At 36.7% G+C, this 18,958-nt stretch carries 18 protein-coding genes; 4 read left to right on the top strand and 14 right to left on the bottom strand.

Features of this window, described 5'->3' with window-relative positions; genetic code table 11:
* Positions 1-72: 72 nt before the first annotated feature.
* From bshA to ACP6L2_RS09570, 4 genes are all read left to right on the top strand, one after another.
* On the top strand, positions 73-1,221 hold the full coding sequence (gene bshA, locus ACP6L2_RS09585) for an N-acetyl-alpha-D-glucosaminyl L-malate synthase BshA (RefSeq protein WP_344673062.1): 1,149 nt from the start codon (positions 73-75) through the stop codon (positions 1,219-1,221).
* Between the two features lie 53 nt (positions 1,222-1,274).
* A complete protein-coding gene (gene pyrH / locus ACP6L2_RS09580; RefSeq protein ID WP_344673063.1) occupies positions 1,275-1,979 on the top strand; it encodes a UMP kinase in 705 nt (234 codons plus the stop codon).
* Positions 1,980-2,009: 30 nt separating this feature from the next.
* Complete coding sequence (gene frr, locus ACP6L2_RS09575; RefSeq protein ID WP_440508994.1) at positions 2,010-2,573, top strand: ribosome recycling factor; 564 nt, start codon at positions 2,010-2,012, stop codon at positions 2,571-2,573.
* 243 nt (positions 2,574-2,816) lie between these two features.
* A complete protein-coding gene (locus ACP6L2_RS09570) occupies positions 2,817-3,812 on the top strand; it encodes a sugar phosphate isomerase/epimerase family protein (RefSeq protein ID WP_440508993.1) in 996 nt (331 codons plus the stop codon).
* Positions 3,813-3,881: 69 nt separating this feature from the next.
* Here the strand turns inward: ACP6L2_RS09570 and purE are convergent, their stop codons facing one another.
* From purE to glyA, 14 genes are all read right to left on the bottom strand, one after another.
* Entirely contained in the window at positions 3,882-4,382 is a 501-nt protein-coding gene (gene purE, locus ACP6L2_RS09565; RefSeq protein ID WP_440508992.1) for a 5-(carboxyamino)imidazole ribonucleotide mutase, read from the bottom strand.
* Between the two features lie 22 nt (positions 4,383-4,404).
* Entirely contained in the window at positions 4,405-5,547 is a 1,143-nt protein-coding gene (locus ACP6L2_RS09560) for a 5-(carboxyamino)imidazole ribonucleotide synthase (protein ID WP_440508991.1), read from the bottom strand.
* An 8-nt stretch (positions 5,548-5,555) separates the two neighbouring features.
* Positions 5,556-6,068, bottom strand: a complete 513-nt coding sequence (locus ACP6L2_RS09555) for an NADH-quinone oxidoreductase subunit B (RefSeq protein WP_344673068.1) — start codon at positions 6,066-6,068, stop codon at positions 5,556-5,558.
* On the bottom strand, positions 6,065-6,652 hold the full coding sequence (locus ACP6L2_RS09550; protein ID WP_440508990.1) for an NADH-quinone oxidoreductase subunit A: 588 nt from the start codon (positions 6,650-6,652) through the stop codon (positions 6,065-6,067). Before ACP6L2_RS09550 ends, ACP6L2_RS09555 begins: the two co-directional genes overlap by 4 nt.
* Before the next feature lie 200 nt (positions 6,653-6,852).
* Positions 6,853-8,196, bottom strand: coding sequence for a signal recognition particle protein (ffh, locus tag ACP6L2_RS09545; RefSeq protein WP_344673070.1), 1,344 nt, complete (start codon positions 8,194-8,196; stop codon positions 6,853-6,855).
* A 118-nt stretch (positions 8,197-8,314) separates the two neighbouring features.
* Positions 8,315-11,059 carry a hypothetical protein gene (locus tag ACP6L2_RS09540; RefSeq protein WP_440508989.1) on the bottom strand — a complete coding sequence of 915 codons (2,745 nt, stop codon included), beginning with the start codon at positions 11,057-11,059 and terminating at the stop codon, positions 8,315-8,317.
* A gap of 80 nt (positions 11,060-11,139) precedes the next feature.
* The gene (locus tag ACP6L2_RS09535) at positions 11,140-12,261 is read right to left on the bottom strand and encodes a hypothetical protein (protein WP_440508988.1); all 1,122 of its coding nucleotides are present in this window, start codon (positions 12,259-12,261) and stop codon (positions 11,140-11,142) included.
* Positions 12,203-13,021, bottom strand: coding sequence for a hypothetical protein (locus ACP6L2_RS09530; RefSeq protein WP_440508987.1), 819 nt, complete (start codon positions 13,019-13,021; stop codon positions 12,203-12,205). Before ACP6L2_RS09530 ends, ACP6L2_RS09535 begins: the two co-directional genes overlap by 59 nt.
* Before the next feature lie 88 nt (positions 13,022-13,109).
* Positions 13,110-13,700, bottom strand: coding sequence for a hypothetical protein (locus tag ACP6L2_RS09525; protein ID WP_440508986.1), 591 nt, complete (start codon positions 13,698-13,700; stop codon positions 13,110-13,112).
* 346 nt (positions 13,701-14,046) lie between these two features.
* Positions 14,047-14,586, bottom strand: coding sequence for a hypothetical protein (locus ACP6L2_RS09520; RefSeq protein ID WP_440508985.1), 540 nt, complete (start codon positions 14,584-14,586; stop codon positions 14,047-14,049).
* 77 nt (positions 14,587-14,663) lie between these two features.
* On the bottom strand, positions 14,664-15,506 hold the full coding sequence (locus tag ACP6L2_RS09515) for a helix-turn-helix transcriptional regulator (protein ID WP_440508984.1): 843 nt from the start codon (positions 15,504-15,506) through the stop codon (positions 14,664-14,666).
* Between the two features lie 360 nt (positions 15,507-15,866).
* A complete protein-coding gene (locus ACP6L2_RS09510; RefSeq protein WP_440508983.1) occupies positions 15,867-16,550 on the bottom strand; it encodes a zinc metallopeptidase in 684 nt (227 codons plus the stop codon).
* Between the two features lie 233 nt (positions 16,551-16,783).
* The gene (locus ACP6L2_RS09505; RefSeq protein WP_344673078.1) at positions 16,784-17,374 is read right to left on the bottom strand and encodes an RNA polymerase sigma factor; all 591 of its coding nucleotides are present in this window, start codon (positions 17,372-17,374) and stop codon (positions 16,784-16,786) included.
* A gap of 238 nt (positions 17,375-17,612) precedes the next feature.
* Positions 17,613-18,884: a serine hydroxymethyltransferase gene (gene glyA, locus ACP6L2_RS09500; protein WP_344673079.1), complete on the bottom strand. Its 1,272-nt coding sequence runs from the start codon at positions 18,882-18,884 to the stop codon at positions 17,613-17,615.
* Positions 18,885-18,958: the final 74 nt, after the last annotated feature.

The following is an 18,958-nucleotide window of genomic DNA, read 5'->3' as shown; positions in this document are numbered from 1 at the left end:
AACTAAACGAACAAAAATTTTATAAAACTATTCTAAAAGCATCCTTATCTTTAAACCAACAAAAAACAGCTTATGAAAATAGGAATCGTATGTTATCCTACCTTTGGTGGAAGTGGTGTTGTGGCAACAGAATTAGGTAAAGCCTTAGCCAATAATGGTCATCAAGTACATTTCATCACGTATAGCCAACCTGCACGCTTAGACTTTTTCTCTGAAAATCTATTTTACCATGAGGTAGCGATTAATCAATATCCTTTATTTGACTTTCCTCCTTATGAAACTGCCCTTGCTAGTAAGCTTGTTGATGTAGTGCGTTTTGAAGGTTTAGATTTATTACATGTGCATTATGCTATTCCGCATGCTTCGGTAGCATTCTTAGCAAAACAGATCTTATCGACCTATGGAATTGATATCCCGGTAGTAACTACACTCCATGGAACAGATATTACTCTCGTAGGAAAAGACAAGAGCTTTAGCCCTGTTGTTACATTCTCTATCAATCAATCTGATGGTGTGACGACAGTATCAGAGAACCTGAAAGAGCAAACCTTAAGTTATTTCCAGATTACCAATTCCATTGAAGTTATTCCAAACTTTATTGATCTTCATCGTTTCCACAATAAGAATCACGAGCATTTCAAGAAAGCTATAGCTCCGAATCAAGAGCGTATCATTGTTCACACTTCCAACTTTAGAAAAGTTAAGCGTGTAGACGATGTAGTCAGAATCTTTGACAAGATTATCAAGGAAGTTCCTGCTAAGTTATTAATGGTTGGTGATGGTCCTGAAAGACGTAGAGCTGAAGAGTTGGCGAGAGAGTTAGGTATTACAGATTGTATTCGATTCTTAGGGAAACAAGATGCTATTGAGGAAATCTTATCCATTGCAGATCTTTTCTTGATGCCATCGGGCTCAGAAAGCTTCGGATTAGCAGCCTTAGAAGCTATGGCTTGTAAAGTACCGGTAATTTCTTCTAATACGGGTGGACTTCCGGAGCTTAATGTTCAAGGATTTAGCGGTTATTTGAGTGATGTAGGTGATATTGATGATATGGCGACCAATTCAATTAATATCTTGAAGGATTGCGATGTTTTAAAGCAGTTTAAAGAGAATGCATTGCTTCGTGCGAAGGATTTTGAACTGAGTAAAATAGTCCCTCGATACGAGGAATTTTACGCACAAGTAATTGAAAAGGTAAAAAAAGGTAATAAATCTCACTAAACGCAAGCAAAAAGTCATATCTTTGGCTTTTGGAAATATTCCAAAAATCAAATATGAAATACAAACGTATCCTCCTTAAACTCAGTGGCGAAGCTTTGATGGGTGAGCAAAGCTACGGTATTGACATTAACCGTGTTCAACAATACGCAAAAGACATTCAAGAACTTCATAGCTTAGGTATGGAAATCGCCATTGTTATTGGTGGTGGAAATATCTATCGTGGTCTAAGTGCTGAAAAAGCTGGTATGGACCGTGTACAAGCAGATTACATGGGAATGTTAGCTACCGTAATTAACTCCATGGCTTTACAAGATGCATTGGAAAAAGTGGGCATTAAAACCCGTCTTTTGACTGCGATTAAAATGGAACAGATCTGTGAACCTTTCATCCGCAGACGTGCAGTACGTCACTTAGAAAAAGGACGTATCGTGATCTTTGGTGCTGGTACTGGTAACCCATACTTCACTACAGATACAGCTGCTTCATTGCGTGCAATTGAAATCAATGCTGATGCAGTTCTTAAAGGAACACGTGTAGATGGTATCTATACTGCTGACCCTGAAAAGAATCCGGATGCGAAGAAATTTGATCACATATCCTTCACCGAAGTATATGAAAAAGGCTTGAACGTTATGGACATGACAGCTTTCACGCTATGTCAAGAGAATAACCTTCCAATTATTGTATTCGACATGAACAAACCGGGCAATTTATTGAAATTAGCCAATGGTGAACATGTTGGAACTGTAGTTAGTTAATAAACATTCACGAATATATATAATCAAGATATGAACGAATTTATATCCCTTCAACTGGATGAGTGCAAAGAAAGCATGATTAAGGCTGTTGCACATACGGAATCGGAATTAACGAAAATCCGTGCAGGTAAAGCTACCCCAGGAATGCTTGATGGAATCTATGTAGATTATTATGGTAATTCCACTCCATTAGCTCAAGTGAGCAATATCAATACTCCAGATGCGCGTACCATCGTTATTCAACCTTGGGAAAAACCAATGCTAACGGTTATTGAGAAAGCGATCATGGACTCCAATATTGGTTTAAACCCTCAGAATGACGGTTCTATTATCCGTCTTGCTGTACCTCCTTTGACTGAAGAACGTCGTCGTGACTTAGTGAAAAAAGCTAAAGAAGAAACAGAAAAAGGACGTGTAGCAGTTCGTAACATCCGTAAAGATGCTAACGAATCCATCAAGAAACTTAAAAATGATGGTGTTTCAGAAGATGAAATCAAAACTGGTGAAGCTGAAGTTCAAAAATTAACTGATGCTTATATCGCTAAGGTTGATCTATTGGCTGAATTGAAAGAAAAAGATATCATGACTGTATAAGTTAGTTATCCAATTCTTAAGAAATATCAAAAAGGATTCTCTAACAAAGAATCCTTTTTTTATTCATGGATGAAACACATACTATACTTGCGAAAATTTATATTCGTTACTTAAGCATAAAGCATAAATTAATTTTCATCTCCTTAAAGAAGTATGAGAGCAATTCTCCTTTGAGGAGATGAAAAATTAAGGCTTATTTTTTAAATAATTTGTCTATATTCAATAAAGATAAGAACGTATTCTATGATGCAATCAAGAAGAAATTTCATAAAGCTTGCAGGACTAAGTATTGCCGGCGGAATAATAGCCCCACAGTTCCTAGCATGCGATAATAAACCAACCGACCTTGGCTCCCCTTTAAAAAATATCGGATTACAACTCTTTACCCTTCGTGACCTTCTAGCTCAAAATCCAGAGGAAGTACTGAAACAGGTTTCCAATATTGGGTACAAGCATGTAGAAACCTATGGTGCTGACCCAAGTACTGGAAATCACTGGGGAATTACAACTGATGCCTTAAAGAAAATCCTGAACGATAATAACCTGAAAACACATAGTGGTCATTATGATATGCAGAAGTACCTTGACAAAGACGCTTCTGACAAGGAAAATATTGAGAAATATATTGAAGTTGCACATAACTTGGGACAAGAGTTTATCATTGCCCCTATCCCACCGCTAAACAAACTTAATAAGCTTGGCATACCAGAATACCAATACATGGCAGAACAGCTTAACAAAGCCGGGGAAATGTCTAAAAAAGCAGGTATAAAAGTAGGATACCACAATCACTATTGGGAATTTAAAGAGTTTGGAAATGGCACCAAGGGATTGGATATTCTTTTAGCCTTTACAGAACCCGATTTAGTAACCTTTGAACTGGATCTATTCTGGATCACCAAGGCAGGTGAAAGCCCGCAATCTTATTTTGATAAATATCCTGGTCGTTTCTCCCAATGGCATATTAAAGATATGGATCGTGCGAACTCCGTACCATTGGATTTAAATAAATTTGATGAAAGAACCGGCAAACGTGATAGTATTAATTTAGATGAAGTCACTAAAACAACCAAGTATACAGAAGTAGGTTCAGGAAGCATTGACTACAAAAACATGGTAACTTTTGCCAATGAAAGCGGATTAAAATACGCCTATGTAGAACAGGATGATATCTATATGCCGGATAAATATGCCAGCATTAAAAAGTCCTACGACTATATGCAGAAGAATTTCAAATAAAACATAAAGACATAAAAAAAAGCTCGGAATGTGTTATTCATATCCCGAGCTTTTTTTATGTGGTATTTCTTAGAACCTTAAGCGTTCTACCTCTTCAGCAGTTTCTTCTACTTTTTCACGAAGTTCGTCTTTGAATGCCTGAACCGCAGCCACCAATTTCTCATCCGAAGTAGCAAGAATTTGAGCAGCTAAAATACCTGCATTCTTTGCAGCATTCAAAGCCACTGTAGCCACTGGAATACCATTAGGCATCTGTAGAATGGACAGAACCGAATCCCAACCATCAATGGAGTTTGATGATTTCACAGGCACACCAATTACCGGCAAGGTCGTAATCGAAGCTACCATTCCAGGTAAGTGTGCTGCCCCACCTGCACCGGCAATAATTACTTTGATACCGCGTCCTGCAGCTTGTTCTGCAAAATCAAACATACGTTTTGGCGTACGGTGTGCCGAAACAATCGTCACTTCCGACTCTACACCTAAATATTTCAAAACTTCAATAGCATCTTGCATCACCGGCAAATCTGATTTGCTTCCCATGATGATACTTACTTTTGGGTTTTCCATCTTATATTCTTAATTATCCTAATTATGCAATTACTTTGATTAACTGTTGTATTTTACGGGCATTCTCAATCGCCAATGAACGATCAGGATTCACAATACATACATGCCCCATCTTACGGAATGGCTTGGTATATTTCTTTCCATATAAATGGATATATACTCCATCCATCGCTAAAGCTTCCTGAATACCTTCGTATTTAGCTAAACCTTCATAACCCTCTTCCCCCAACAAATTCACCATAATCGCATTTGAACGTGATTCCGTATTTCCCAAAGGTAAATTAAAGATTGCACGTAAATGCTGAGCAAATTGGGAGGTATAATTCCCTTCAATGGTTTGGTGACCGCTGTTGTGCGGTCTTGGAGCCAACTCATTCACTAAAATATCACCATCTGCTGTCAAGAACATCTCCACAGCTAGTAAACCGACAATCTGTAAGTCATTCGCAATTTTCTTAGCAATGCTCTCCGCTTTAGCTTGAATATCGAAGGAATAAGTCGAAGGTGAAATTAAGAACTCCACCAGATTAGCTTGAGGATTGAATTCCATTTCCACCATTGGGAATGTAGCCATATCGCCTTTATCGTTACGAGCTACAATAACAGCAATTTCCTTTTCAAATGGCACTAACTCTTCAACAATGCTAGGTTCATCAAAAGCTGATGCGAAATCTGCTTGAGAATTGATCTTTTTAACGCCCTTACCATCATAACCATCTTTACGCAATTTCTGAATATATGGCAATGAAATCTGACAATTCATTAGCCCTTCTCTATTCGACACAAATTGAAATGCCGAAGTAGGAATATCATTTTGTTTGAAGAATTGCTTTTGAAGACCTTTATCTTGAATCAAACGAATCACTCTTGATTGTGGGTAAACCAAGACACCTTCATCTTCTAAGGCTTCTAAAGCATCCACATTTACCTTTTCAATCTCGATGGTGATCATGTCCAAATCTTTACCAAAATTATAGACAGTCTCAAAATCAGATAAAGACCCTACCTCAAATTGGTTACACAATTTCTTACATGGTGCATTGGGGTCTGGATCCAGTACGTGGATATTTACATTAAAATTGATAGCTTCCTGGATCAACATACGACCCAATTGACCGCCACCTAGGATCCCTAAACGCAGGTCACCATAAAAATCTTTTGCCATATTGTATTCTATTGCTCTACTGCGACAGGAAAGATATCCCCCTGCAATAAAGACTGTTGTTCTATTTTTTTCTGTAATTCTAAAAACGCCCCTATTAAGGCTTCCGGTCTTGGAGGGCATCCTTGAACATATACGTCTACCGGAATAATCTTGTCCACTCCTTTTACCACATGATATCCATGTTGCCAATATGGTCCCCCACAATTGGAGCAAGAGCCCATGGAGATCACATATTTTGGATCAGGCATTTGTTCATAGAGCTTCTTGATCCGATCAGCCATTTTAAAAGTAACTGTCCCAGCAATGATCATCACGTCGGATTGCCTAGGCGAGGGACGAGGAAATACACCCAATCGATCTAAATCATACGTTGCAGCCATAGCACCCATCATTTCGATTGCACAACAGGCAATACCAAAACTGATTGGCCACATCGAAGATAATCTTGCCCAATTAAGCAAATCATCCATCTTGGCAATGATAACACCATTGTTTTGCTGTAATCGTTGATCTAAACTCATGCTTCTGTATTAGGCTTTTTAAATCTTGGTTTAAATCCAACCTTTACCGGTTCAGCAGCTTTAGTAGCTAATTCTGCTTCTATACTTTGCTCCTGAAAATCCCGAAGGATATAGGTCTTGTTGTTTATCGCTTCATAGGCTGAGGCTGGAATATTTACCGACACCTGCGGTGTTTTATGTTGCGGTTTTATCCAACTGATATCCCCACTTTTCCAAACATAAATCAATCCTACTATTAGTATAGCTAGGAATACCCCCATCTCAATCAGGGAAAACCATCCCCAACGTGAATCTGCGGCTATGAATTCTGCTTGACCGAAGACAGTTGCCCAAGGAAAGATAAAGAGCAATTCCACGTCAAAGAGTAAAAATACCAAGGCAATCACATAAAACCTAGGATTGAATTGTACCCAAGATGTTCCTCTTGACTCTTCTCCACACTCGTAAGTGCTTAATTTAATAGGATTGGGATTCTTTGGAGCTAGAATTCGCGCCAATAACATGGTACCACTGACCAATAAGATACCAATGATAGCCATTAAGAGTATCTTACCATATTCCGATATCTGCCCGGGGTCGTCCATATTACAAAATTAACAATAAATTTAATTCATTAGAATAGCTTTTTAGAATATCTATGCTATTCCATCCTATTCCAGCCTCCCTTAATAGACAAAAACTTAGCTATTTAAGTTTTCTATATATGAAAAAGAGTTGACCAGTATGCGGTCAACTCTTTTTTATTTTTATCATCTCGATGGATAAATATCTTATCCTTCAAGCTTTAGAAAGGTTTTCCTGGCATTTTTGGCATATTGCGCATCATCTTTGCTGCCATTCCTGGATTGGACATTTGCTTCATTACTTTACGCATATCCGAAAACTGTTTCATCAATTTATTTACTTCATTGACATCAGTACCAGAGCCTTTGGCGATACGCATTCTACGGCGTTGATCAATAGCATCTGGATTCTCACGCTCAAATGGTGTCATCGAATCAATAATTGCTTCGATAGGTTTGAACGCATTGTCATCAATTTCCACATCTTTAATTGCTTTTCCTACTCCAGGAATCATACCCATCAAATCTTTCATGTTACCCATTTTCTTGATTTGTTGGATTTGCGATTTAAAGTCGTTGAAATCAAATTTATTTTTACGGATTTTCTTTTGTAATTCCGCAGCTTGTTTCTCGTCAAATTGTTGTTGAGCACGCTCTACCAAGGATACAACGTCACCCATACCCAAGATACGGGACGCCATACGATCTGGGTGGAACACATCCAAGGCCTCCATTTTCTCACCCGTACCGATAAATTTAATCGGTTTGTTAACTACGGATTTAATGGAAAGAGCAGCACCACCACGGGTATCGCCATCTAACTTCGTTAATACAACCCCTGTAAAGTCAAGGCGATCATTAAATGTTTTCGCAGTATTCACCGCATCCTGACCCGTCATGGAGTCAACTACAAATAAGATCTCTTGCGGATTAGTCGCTTCCTTAACCGCAGTGATTTCTTGCATTAATGGCTCATCAATTGCAAGGCGACCTGCTGTATCGATGATGACTACATTATGTCCATTACGTTTTGCTTCTTCTACACCGGCAACAGCAATAGCGATTGGATCTGTAGACTCACGGTCTACATATACCGGCACACCAACTTGCTGACCTAAAACTTCCAATTGGTCTATAGCCGCAGGACGGTAAACGTCTCCAGCTACCAATAAAGGTTTTTTACCTTTAGAAGCTTTCAAGAAATTAGCTAATTTACCAGAGAAGGTCGTTTTACCCGCACCGTTCAAACCAGCAATTAAAATAACCGTAGGATTCTTAGTAAGCTCTAACTCTGTCACTGTACCGCCCATTAACTCGGTCAGTTCATCGTTCATGATCTTGGTCAATAACTGACCAGGAGAAATACTAGTCAATACATTTTGACCTAGTGCTTTTTGCTTAACATCATCGGTAAACGTCTTTGCGGTCTTATAGTTCACATCGGCATCCAATAAGGCCTTGCGAATCTCTTTCATGGTCTCCGCAACGTTGATCTCCGTAATATTCCCCTGTCCCTTTAAAACCTTAAAGGCTCTATCTAATTTATCCTGAAGATTTGAAAACATATATTAATCTCTTGAAAATTCTTGCTAAACCACAAAGTTAATAAATCCAATCGAAAGGAAATCCTTTTCCGATGCAAAAGGCGTAAAAATGAGGAAGAAAAAGCTTTTATTTTCAAGTTTATTGACCAAATCGTTTCACTTCTACTCGCTTGGATTTCACTTTAACCACAAAGGCTGGAATATTTTTCGTTTCACCAGGCAGAATGCTCACTCTAGTGGCTTGACCAATCCAACTTTCATTGGTTCCCAAATTGACATCATCTAACTTAAGTTCATATTCGCCTTCGGGTAGATTTCGCTCAAATTTTCCGTATTGATCACTTGATATCCTATAAGTTTTATCAGACGCTATAGCCAGTAGGGTAAAACGGTCCAAATTTAAATCTGCATCCATACTGATTCCTGAAAAATATTCAAGTCGAACCTGCGATTTCAATGTCCCCCCTCTTTTAAGTGGTACTTCCACCATAAGACTTTTTTTATTAAGGACTGTTGTTAAATGACAGGGCATAAAACTACCTTTTTGAGCAAAGAATAGTGCATACTCGCCATAAGGAAGGTTCTTAAACTTAGCTCGACCATCTTTTCCCGTAAAAAGCATCAAATCATTAATAGTAAAGTGATATCCTACCGCTGGAACATCTCCCGCATCAAATACATCATTTTGATTATGATCATAAAAGCAGAAAACTCTTAACTCTCCAGTTTGCTGTCTCTGCTTAGGGTCCTTTTGGTAATTTAATAATTGACGAATTCCAAATCGGCTATTTTCTTGAAGATAAGTCTGATTATTGGCTATTTGAAATCGACTCAATTGAACCATCCCGGTAATTTCTGTCATCGGACGAATCCTATAACGCATTTGCATCGAACTTACCATACTAGTGGAAAAACCTACCTGTTGATTGGTTGTAAGCGCGCAGGACCATAACAGCCTATCTTCAAACAGACGACCATCATAACGCATTCCTATTGAAAATTGATCTCCTGCATTAGATAAAAAAAATGAAGCACGCATTAAATCATTAGCCTGTAACTCTCCTTTTTGGTAATTAGCGTTTAAACCAAAATTTTGAAAATTATAATTTAAATCTGCTCGATAGGCCAGTTGAGATTGCTTGTTTTTCAAATTTGTCAAATAGGCCCCTTCAATTATTAAATTGATATGGTGCTTCAAATTAGCGGTTCTTTTATTCCAAATGGATTGTAACCGCCATGATTGAGATCTAAAATCCTGTTCGCCAGATTTAGTCGTTATTATAGAACGATCCTGATTATAACTTGGTGTAATTCCTATTGAACTAAAATTAGTCATAGGCAAAAATATCGTCCCCTCCAATCTCGAAATTTCATTACTGAAATTGATATACTGTACGCCAAAAAATGCAGGCGTATAGTTCATATAAGTATATCGAACATGGGCCATTTTCCTTCCCCAATTTTTCCCAATTCGCTGAGTAATATGTGTTGAGCCTCTCTTATTTCCCGGGTAATAGGAAGAACTATAAAAGTTCTCACTTTGAATTAGGAATTTCTTCCACTTACTATCCATTTTTACCCCTAATGCTACACTGGGTTTCACCTGTTCGTAGTTGGCATTATTTCCAAAATACTGTTGAACTCCAGAAGCTAAAAATCCATTTATTCTCAAAACAGATTCATACTTTTTTGGAACAATTTCAAAGTTATTACTCCAAAGCAAACTGGAACTACTATCCAGTACATTGCGATCAAAAATTACTTGACCTTCATAATACTTCCGATTAGGATGAAATTGTCCAAGTTGCATTTTCCCGAAGACAGAAAATCCAGCATATTGTTGTTCATAAGCTGCAATCAAATCTGATTTACGTTCCATTAATCCAACAACAAACCCAATATCCTTCAAAGTATCTATCTGTTGAAAACGAATCCCTCGACCAAATAGCGACTGTTCTAAATCCTCTTGAAAGTTTCCTAAAGTGATTTTAAACTTTCGCTGTTCATAATCTATAAAAGTATTATTTAACAACGGATAGGTTAATCCATCTAATTTCGTCAACACAGCAGCATAACTTATCCTCCCTTCCCCTACTGTATACTTTCCTTCCGAACGCAAAAAATGTGTTTTCCTCTTTGATAGCATATGATTGCCCTGCCATTCTAAGTAATTTGGCGAATAAATCAAATTTCGGTCTAAGGTGGAAAATAGGCTTCTATAATCACGTTCACTCACCAAACTTGAAAAATTCAAAGTTACTTGATCCAAAACATCGTTCTCCTCGGACAAACCACTTACGGTGATCGTATAGTGGGCTCGAGCCAGCATAAACTTCTCTTGAAGTATAGACAAGAAAATCACTGTATCTCGACTACTTTTCAGAAAAAAACTTTTCTCCATAAAATCCGAGCGTCCTACTCGATTTGGTGAAGAAAACAATAATTTAATCTGTTCATTCGTGCTCCCTGAATTACTAACGCGTATTTTTAAATAAAGGGAATCTCCAACATTTTTTAGGACCTGAAATACCGATTCATTATGGAGTTTTATTGATTGAAAAACCGGAACAATCAATTGTACACGAGAAGTATTCAAAAGCTTACCTTGCTTATCTCTAAGATGGAAAACCATCTCTTTAGCGTTTAACACATGCAATTTCGTAGCTCTTACTTTTATTGATGTATACCAACTTTTACCCTTTGCTAAGCTAATCGCTCTTTCTGGTTTACCCAACAGTTCTAATCCTGGAGGTAGGACCAAACTAATTTGCCCCAAAAACGACGAATCTGAATCATTATGTATGGAAATTACCATAGAACCTAACTCAGCATTTAACACAAAGCTTGAATCAACCTTTAAAACAATTGTTGATTTAATTTGCAATTCTTGAGCGTTTGTCTTCCTACAAAAAATCCATATTACAAGAAAAAAAGCTAATAAAGGATATTTGATTGTGGAATACATTATTTGGGCATCAAAAGATATAAAATGGATACGTCATAACTTCCCTTCTTAATTTGCATGAGTTGCTCAGGTTTCAGTTTAGCCTCATACTCTAAATGGTAATAACGGGCAACATCTTTATCAGCTGATTGCCCATAGCCCAAAGTTTGTTCATTTGCGGATAAGGAGACTTTTGGAGAAACACCTGAATGAACAGCATCTTGGCCCGGCATTAATTTTAAAGTCAATATATTAAGTGGTAAAGTTGTCCCTTTTTCACTTACGAAATGAGAGTCTATTGACTTTACTTTAACTTCATAATCGGTGTTTGAAGTTATCCTTAAGGCATTTGATGCCTGAAAACCAACTCCTTCTTTATAATCCTCGCTTGTAGAAAAGCGCAAATTCACTCTACTTGCTTCAGGAATAAATCGAATACTAAAATCTGGCTCTATGTCAATCAAATGACCATCAGTTAATCGTGGACTAATTTGAAGAACATACTCTAAGGGAGCAGTCCCTAAAGAGACACCATCCTCATTATATAAGGTAAATAATAAAGCTATCTTATACCGCAAATGATGATATGGATTGGCACTAACCATCTTATCCAAATATTTCCCAGGTTCAATCTTTAGAGCGTTATATAATTGAAAATTACGGTGATATTCTCCATGCGAACTTAAGGCTTGATTTGCATGGTCTATCAATTTGACCTCACCATGAGATTGAAGATGAATTGGATTTCTATTTGCTCCGATGCCTTGTAAATAAAAATCTGGATCATTGTTATCTTCTGTCCAATACAAACTGATTTTTTCTGCTGGAAATTCCTTTCCTCCCCTATTACTTTCCCCTGAAATAATCCGTATTGGCTCCATCAACCGAACTGTTAAAGTCCATTGGGGAATGATTGTGTGTTGACCTGAAACTTGAAATTGAAAAGTATTAAACCGATTTAAGGTTTGCATTCCCAAATATGATCGTAATTCAATGTAATTATTGGACCAAGCTGAAAAACGAACCTGTGCTAATAAGGAATAGTTGCTAATCATCAAAAAAATGGCAATTAACAAATAGGCTTTATTTTTCTGCAACATAATCAAATTCCAGTTCGCCCATTTTAATAGATTCTTGATCATTATAAAGGAAAATAACTGAAGCCATGTATTTTCCCGTAGATAAATTAGGAGGCAACGGTATATACTGTCTTCGAATATCATTTGGCAAGGCATAGAATAAAATATCACTTAAGTTTATTTTCTTACCATTATCTTGATTTAACAACTCAGAACGCACCTTTCCTTCTAACCAAGTATTTGCCATAACTTTATAATCTACTACTAGAAATCCTCCTATACTATCCGTCATTAAATAGGAAATATTTGTTATTTCTACATCTTGTTGTGGTCGAGAATTTAAACGATGATAAATCTTTATTCCTGAACGAACTGCAAGGCGTATAGTAGCCCCAGCCTTATCAGCACTTGCCTTAGGATTCAATTGTGTAATAAACAACATGCTGGTATGAACGGAATTATCCGATTCTAAATTCAAATCCTTAGGTACATTCATAATCACTTGAAGCCGTTTAGACTCCCCGGGCGCCAAAGAAAAATAGGGTTCTGACACACTAAGCCAATTTGCACACGAATTAGCCAAACTTCCCTTAGGGCTCAAAACATTATCACCCGTTTCGGAATATGACCAATCCTCAAAAGACACACCTAACTCTAAGGCATAATCTGTACTCGGATTGCTGATATCTATAAATTTGATTTGTTGCTGTCCAGGATCAGAGATAAAATAAACCCTTGGTGGCCCAGCTGTTAAGCCCGTCTGAGCTTGTATTGGTAAAACAGAAATAATGGAAAAGAAAACAAAGAAAAAGACATTTTTCATTGAAATAGCAATTAGGAATTAGAAAAAACATAAAAAAGCAAGTATTAGTAGGAAACTAACACTTGCTTTTAAAGGACATGAAATTACGTTAGTTTGCTGCAATGGTGTAGATTACATCAATCGTATATTTTGCCTTCGTTTTATCATTTAGAACTTTTTTCAATAAAGCAGGATCAGTTATTGGCTTACCTGAATACTTAACATCCAATTCTTGATCAAATACCGAAGATTCTGCTCCAGAGGTAGCACCAAAGGAACCTAACTCCATATGTGTCTCTGCATCTAAACTTGATTTGTTCCCTACAGAGATTTTCAATAATTGATTGGCATTAACCTTGGCATCACCAGATCCATATTCTTGATAAAACTGTGCATCATCTGAAAGTGTTGCAAGAATCTTGTAGCCCGAACCTACCGAGGTAACCTTTAATTGCTTCAAAACATTCTTTTCAACACCGTTTTTATAATCCTCTACACTTTTATACTCCAAAGTTAATTCATCTCCATAACCAGATGTCACAGCTCCATTGGATCCAGCACCAGAACCTATCTGAATGGTTTGGAATGGTGCCAATTCAATATTTACTTTGACGACTGCCGCATTATCGGAAGTGGATTGAGCCCGGACAGTACTCACAACTAATAAAAGTGGGGTAATAGCAAAAAATAAATTTTTCATCTTGTTTGTTTGTTAATTAATTTTAGCTTAATTTAGAATATATACTATTATGATTATTTTGTGACGCAAAGGTAAATAAATTTCTAAATCGAAACCTATAAAATTAAACTCACGAAATATGATTTTAAGACAAAGGCTTTATTTTCAACCCAAAACATGTACCCATTAAACATTTATTTTATTATCATATTATTAGATTATGATTGGGAGAAATACAACTAACCTTTACCTATAGAAAAAAAATAATGGAAATTTCTTATTCAGTCCCTTGCAAGGGCCAAAGAATATAAATCGAATAGTTTCAAAAATTATTAGGTATTATCCACCGAAATTATTTAGGATAAAATTATTTAGCTTCAATACTATAAAGCACATCATTACTAAAACTAGTAGTTCCTTTAATTTCTAAATAACGTGCCATACTGTTGTCCCCTGGCCCATAATAAGTCACATCATAATCAGTATCTATTATTGCAGTAGTAGCATTGATTAAAGTCCTACCTAATGTAGATAAATTAACAATTGGAAAGGTCACTGAAGGGTTCGATAGGTTTGAGCTTGCTTTTAATCTTACTTGAGGAAACTCCTTACTTTCTTTTCCTAAAGGTAAATTTCCGGTCAATTCACTATTCATAAAGAGGACCTTGACTTCAAAAGGCTCTGTACTGAAAACAGAAATATGCGATTCATGAGTCAATTCTACACCTTGTTGATAATCATTTAGGTTAGAATAAATCAAATTTAATGAAGTTTGATTGGGGTTAATTTCTAATTTTTGAACTTGATACAAAACTATATTTAAACGAACATTTGCCTGTCCAAAAGCCCTATAAGCATTTAAACTAAATAACAGAATTAGCAAAAATAATCTCGTTAAAAATTTCATATTTTTTGTCCAAAGAGATTACTCTAAGCTAACGAAAAATTCAATATAAATCACAACAAATAAGAATATTTATTAACTCAAACAACATCTCGTTTCATTAAAGATTTTCTAAATTCTCGTGGACTTTCTCCATATAATCTTGTAAATGTAGCGCTGAAGTTATTCTCGTCTGCGTATTGTAGCTCCCAAGCAATTTGCTTGATACTTTTCTTGGTATTTGATAACATTCGTTTACTAAGATGTAAAACACCATCATTTATTATTTCTTTCGGAGTCTTCCCAAGCACTTTTTTCGAAATCAATGTTAATTTCTTAGGACTGACGCCTAACTTATCGGCATAAAATGTTACCTTTTTCTGAGAAATCACATACTCATCCACCAATTGCCGAAACTTAAAGGCATACTGTATTTCTCCCTGATCCACAAACCGTTCCTTGATAGGAAATAAATTCAAATAAACAGATCCTAATAAAACAACCTGCTTAATTAAAGTGAATGCCAGTTCTCTGAAAACTAATTGGTCATAGTTATTCTTCGATAAGGCTAAATGTTCCTCCACAAAACTATAAATGGAATTGGGAGAGTTTGGAATTTGAATCGACCGGTACAATAATTCATCGTCTGAAAACAATCCGCAGCCTTTTAAAAAATTCAGCTCTTGGCTAGAACGATTAAAAAATTCCTCAGAAAAATAGATTAAAGTAAAGGTTCGACTATCATATTTGGAGGGGTTCAAATAAATTGATTTCGGTATAAACAGCAAATTATACGGTTCAAATTCGAATTCCTGACCTAAGAGCATCAACTTACATCCTTCTTTGGGAATAAAAACAATTTTATAAACCGTACCTGTCCAAATTTTATCAGAAACAGAAAAATCAGGAGAAGCTCCTAGGATTTTTTTTATCCCAAATTCCATGCTAAAATAATCCTTATTGGTTATTATACTGTTTTTACCCTTAATGTATTAACAGCAATGAATGTAACTGCTATTTAGTGCTTTAATCACACAAAAGCGTTCTTAGTCTTAAGACCAACAAAATATATAATTTTTCCTCAAATTAAAAGTTTTAAATTATATATTACAATTTCATAACATCTAGGGGTGTTATATGTAAAAAACAACATCCATTTTAACAGCATACATGGTAAAGCATTTTTAAATAATAATTCTTTAACTAAAAAAATGTAGTTCTAAAAGTGTGATTCAAAAAAAAAGCGCCCCTAAAAGGAGCGCTCGAATAAATCTTTCTTATATCGCTATAAGTATACTTCCGTATTAATCTCTACGACCACCAAAAAGTATCGAAGCATAATAAAGTAAGGAAACCAAAGCAGCTAACGCAGCAACCACATAGGTCATGGCAGCCCATTTTAAGGCATCTTTAGCACCATCATGCTCTTCTTGACTATGCGTAATATTTGCGGTATCTAACCAAGCCAATGCACGATTAGAAGCGTCAAATTCAACAGGTAAGGTAATGAATGCAAACAAGGTGGTCAAGAACAATGCTCCAACACCAACAGCCAACACAATAAAATTACCTGAAGCAGCCATAATCACCCCGATCAACAATACCCAAGTCACCAACTTGGAGGCAATCGAAGTAATCGGCACCATAGCCGAACGGAATTGCAACCAAGAGTAGGCGGTAGCATGCTGTACCGCGTGACCACATTCGTGAGCAGCAACAGCAGCCGCAGCAACACTACGCCCAGCATAAACATCCGGACTTAAATTTACCGTTTTGTTAGCAGGGTTATAGTGATCCGTTAGTTGCCCTTCTACCGAAATAACCTGCACATCCGTAATACCATTATCGTTCAACATCTTTTGTGCAATCTCCGCACCTGACATACCTGAACTTAAAGGCATCTCCGAGTATTTCTTAAACTTGTTCTTAAAGCGAATCTGGACTATCCAGCTCACCAACATAATTCCAATAAATATTATCCAATACATATCTTTAATATCTTTTAATTTCTAATTTCTATAATATCATCAAATCTAATTCCAAACAGCACCTATTACAAAGAAATAAAAAAAATGCACATAAAAAAGGAAATAACGCCATTTTTAGGACAAATTGACAGTTAAACTACCAAACTCAAAACCCCAATATAATTTTATAAAAGAAAGGTCGACCAAAAAATATTGATCGACCTTTCATTATGCCCAATATTATTTAGGGTTTGTTAACCCAATTGAAATACCATATTATTCTCTTCAATCATTTTACGCAAATTGGTCAAAGCATAACGCATACGACCTAATGCGGTATTAATACTAACCTCAGTGATATCTGCGATATCTTTAAAACTCATCTCACAGAATAGACGCATGATCAAGACCTCTTTCTGATCATCTGGCAGTAATTGAATGATTTTTTTCAAATCTACATCACGCTGATCTTTGACCATTTTTGTTTCTACCGAATCATCGGAGAACTGCAGTACTTCGAAAATATCGAACCCATCGTTATTCAAAATGTTCGGTGTTCTTTTTTCACGACGGAAGTGGTCAATCACCATGTTATGCGCAATACGCATTACCCATGGTAAAAACTTACCTTCATCATTGTAGCGTCCTGCTTTAAGAGTATTAATAACTTTAATGAATGTCTCTTGGAAGATATCCTCAGCTAAATACTGATCTTTCACCTGGTGATAGATGGAGCTGTAGATTTTCGTTTTATAGCGCTCCAGTAGTACCTGAAGTGCCTTCTCTTCGCCCTTTACATACGCTTGTACCAATTGCTGGTCACTCTTTTTATTCAATAGTTTCATAATTATACCTCCACAAATCTTGCTAGAGTTTTGCTATGTCTTTGTATATTTTTACAGTTAAGCGTAGTCGTGTTTCTATAGGCGTTTAATTAATGTTTAAGATTCAAAGAGAGTTAAAAATTCCGATGTATCAAAAATTGGTTCCGATTTTTAACATTTCTTCACACAAAAATAGGTATACAAAAATAGCTCCAAAGTTACCCTTGGAGCTATTAATATTTTAAATTTTACTTATAATCTACTTATATAATGGAAATTGAGCCATCATCTCTCTTACTTTTCCATGAATTGCATCCAAAGCAGCCTCATCAGCACGTTTTGTAATAGCCTCATCGATCAATTCACCGATCTGAACAATTTCATTTTCTTTGATGCCGCGAGTTGTAATTGCCGCTGTACCAAAACGAACACCAGATGTAACAAATGGAGAACGTGTATCAAACGGAACCATGTTCTTGTTCGTCGTAATTCCTGCTAATCCTAATACTGCCTCAGCTTCTTTACCAGAGATATCTTTGTTTCTCAAGTCAACCAACATTAAGTGGTTATCCGTACCACCAGAGATAATGTTATAATCTTTCTCTACAAAGAACTGTGCTAAAGCTTGCGCATTTTTCTGTACTTGTTTGATATAAGTCAAATACTCATCAGAAAGGGCCTCGCCGTAAGCAATTGCTTTCGCTGCGATTGTATGTTCTAAAGGACCACCTTGTGTACCAGGGAAGACCGCTAGATCCAACAATTGGGTAATCGTACGAGTCTCACCTTTTGGAGTCTTAATTCCCCAAGGGTTTTCAAAATCCTTACCTACCATGATCATACCACCACGAGGACCACGAAGTGTTTTGTGGGTAGTAGTCGTTACGATATGACAGTGAGGAATTGGATCGTTTAATAAACCACGAGCAATTAAACCAGCTGGGTGCGAAATATCCGCAACAACTAATGCACCGATTTGATCTGCTACCTTACGGATGCGTGCATAATCCCAATCACGAGAATAAGCCGATGCTCCAACGATGATAACCTTTGGTTTTTCACGTAAAGCAGTTTCTTCCAATTGTTCGTAATCAATTAATCCAGTGTCTTGTTTTACACCGTAGAACAAGGGCTGGTATAACTTTCCAGAGAAGTTCGCTGGCGAGCCATGCGTCAAGTGACCACCATGAGAAAGGTCAAATCCTAAAATCTTATCTCCAGGTTTTAAAATCGCTAGGAATACAGCAGCATTCGCTTGTGCACCTGAGTGTGGTTGAACGTTTACCCACTCCGCACCAAACAATTCTTTAGCACGATCGATAGCAATAGTTTCGATTTTATCGACAACCTCGCAACCACCGTAATAACGTTTTCCTGGCAAGCCTTCTGCATACTTATTCGTAAGTACAGAACCTGCAGCTTCCATTACTTGCTTGCTCACGAAGTTCTCCGAAGCAATTAGCTCGATACCCTCTTCCTGGCGCTTAAGCTCCTCGGCAATTAGATTGAAAATGGATTGATCTCTTTCCATGTTGAAACTTTTTTATTGGGAAAATTTAATTATTCGATTTAAGCTGCAAATATAGATAATTACAAAGTATTGCC

The organism is Sphingobacterium lactis (assembly GCF_051951495.1).
Taxonomy (GTDB): Bacteria; Bacteroidota; Bacteroidia; order Sphingobacteriales; family Sphingobacteriaceae; genus Sphingobacterium; species Sphingobacterium lactis_A.
Note: the sequence above shows the minus strand (reverse complement) of the source record. Positions and strands in the feature narration are given on the sequence as shown.